The organism is Streptomyces sp. FH025 (assembly GCF_017427025.1).
Taxonomy (GTDB): domain Bacteria; phylum Actinomycetota; class Actinomycetes; order Streptomycetales; family Streptomycetaceae; genus Kitasatospora.
The window spans coordinates 1-1,605 of sequence record NZ_JAFLNG010001100.1; the positions used below are offsets into that span (position 1 = coordinate 1).

A 1,605-nucleotide genomic window follows, 5' to 3' on the forward strand; every position below is an offset into this window, starting at 1 on the left:
CGGCGGCGCGGGCGTCGGGTTCGATGACGCCGACGTGGACGGCGGACTCGTCGCCCGGGTCGAGGACGGTCAGTTCAGGTTCGGGCAGGCGCCGCAGGGTGACGCGGCGGCCGCAGGTGGGGCAGGACCATTCGTCGGCACCCGAGGCCAGGCGGGCGACGAACTTCATCTCGTGGATCACGCGCATGGGCGGCACCCCCTGCTGTAGGGGATGCCCGGGTTCGTGGCGGGTACTCCCCCGCCGCCTACTCCAAGAAGAGCCCCCGGGCCGCCGCCGACTGCTCGATCGCCTCCAACCGGGCCTCCGCGCCCGGCAGTTCGTCGCACATGCGCTGCAGCAGCACCCGGCCGAGCATCATCGGCGCGCACGCGGTGTCGAAGACCAGCCCGGTGCCGACGGCGGCCGGCAGCATCAGGTCGGAGAGCTTGGCGACCGGCGAGAAGGCGCTGTCCGCCACGGTGAGCACGGTCAGCCCGCACGCCCGGGCCACCGCCAGGGCGTCCATCAGCTCCCGCGGGTAGCGCGGCAGCGCGAAGCACAGCAGCGCGGTGGCCCCGGCCGCGGCGGCCTGTTCCAGCCGGTCGGCGAGCATGCTGCCGCCCTCGTCCAGCAGCCGGATGTCCGGGTGCACCTTGGCCGCGAAGTACGCGAAGCCGCGGGCCTGCGCCGAGGCGGCCCGCAGGCCGAGCACGGGCAGCGGGCGGGAGGCGGCGAGCAGCCGGGCGGCCCGGGTGATCGGCTCGGGGTCGGCGAGGAGTTCGGCGAGGTGGCGCAGGTGCTCGATCTCGGCGAGCACGGCCTGCTGGTGCTCGTTGCGCACCGCGTCGTCCGGGGTCTCCGGCGCGCCCGCCTCACCGGCGCCGAGTTCGCGCAGCTGCTTGCGCAGCGCCGGGTAGCCGTCGTAGCCGAGTGCGACCGCGAAGCGGGTGACGGAGGGCTGACTGACCCCGGCGAGTTCGGCGACCTCGACACTGGACAGGAACGGCGCCTCGTTGGCGTGCCGGACCAGCGAGTGCGCGATCCGGCGCTGGGTGGGCGTCAGCCGGTGGCCTTCGAACAGCTGGAGCAGCCGGGCGGAGGGGCCGACGGTGCCGGCCTCGTCGGTGGCGGTCATCAGCGGTACCTCCGGATGGGAGCGGTTCGGACGACGACTGTGCAGCAGCGCGCCGTCGCTGGCAAAGACGTCTCGTACGGCGGAACGCACCATGAGACGTCCCACGGATCGGACAGCGAATCGGACAGCGAATCGGACAGCGGGTCGGGCAGCGGGTCGGGCAGCGGGTCGGGGGCCGGGCAGGGCTCGGGGTAACCCTGATTTCTCCCTGACGCCGCCCGGATTCCCCCCGCGAACGGATGGACCGGGCCCCGCGACGGCCCCACGCTGGTGCCATGGACACTCGCCAGGACGACCTGCGGCGCGAGCTCGACGCCACCCTGCAGGCCCGCAAGGAACTCGGCAAGGAGTACGAGGACGAACTCGTCGACTCCTTCCTGAAGCGGCTCGACTCCCGCCTGGACGCCCGGGTGAACCGCGCGGTGGCCGAGCGGGCGGACGACTACGAGCCCTCCTACCGGGACCGGGACTACCGGGACCGGGGCCGCCC

2 protein-coding genes and 1 pseudogene are annotated in these 1,605 nt (G+C 73.8%); 1 reads left to right on the forward strand and 2 read right to left on the reverse strand.

The window, feature by feature from the left end:
* Positions 1–187 (reverse strand): hypothetical protein (locus J0670_RS37655; RefSeq protein ID WP_207817273.1); only part of this gene is annotated, 187 nt, incomplete at its 3' end.
* A 58-nt stretch (positions 188–245) separates the two neighbouring features.
* Positions 246–1,115: a MurR/RpiR family transcriptional regulator gene (locus tag J0670_RS37660; RefSeq protein ID WP_207817274.1), complete on the reverse strand. Its 870-nt coding sequence runs from the start codon at positions 1,113–1,115 to the stop codon at positions 246–248.
* 275 nt (positions 1,116–1,390) lie between these two features.
* On the opposite strand from J0670_RS37660, the pseudogene J0670_RS37665 reads away from it, so the two are divergent.
* Positions 1,391–1,605: pseudogene (locus J0670_RS37665) on the forward strand (hypothetical protein); the annotation flags it as partial.

What these genes read in the sequence shown, in the direction of transcription:
- J0670_RS37660 (WP_207817274.1), bottom strand. Translation starts at nt 1,115, where the DNA reads ATGACCGCCACCGACGAGGCCGGCACCGTCGGCCCCTCCGCCCGGCTG.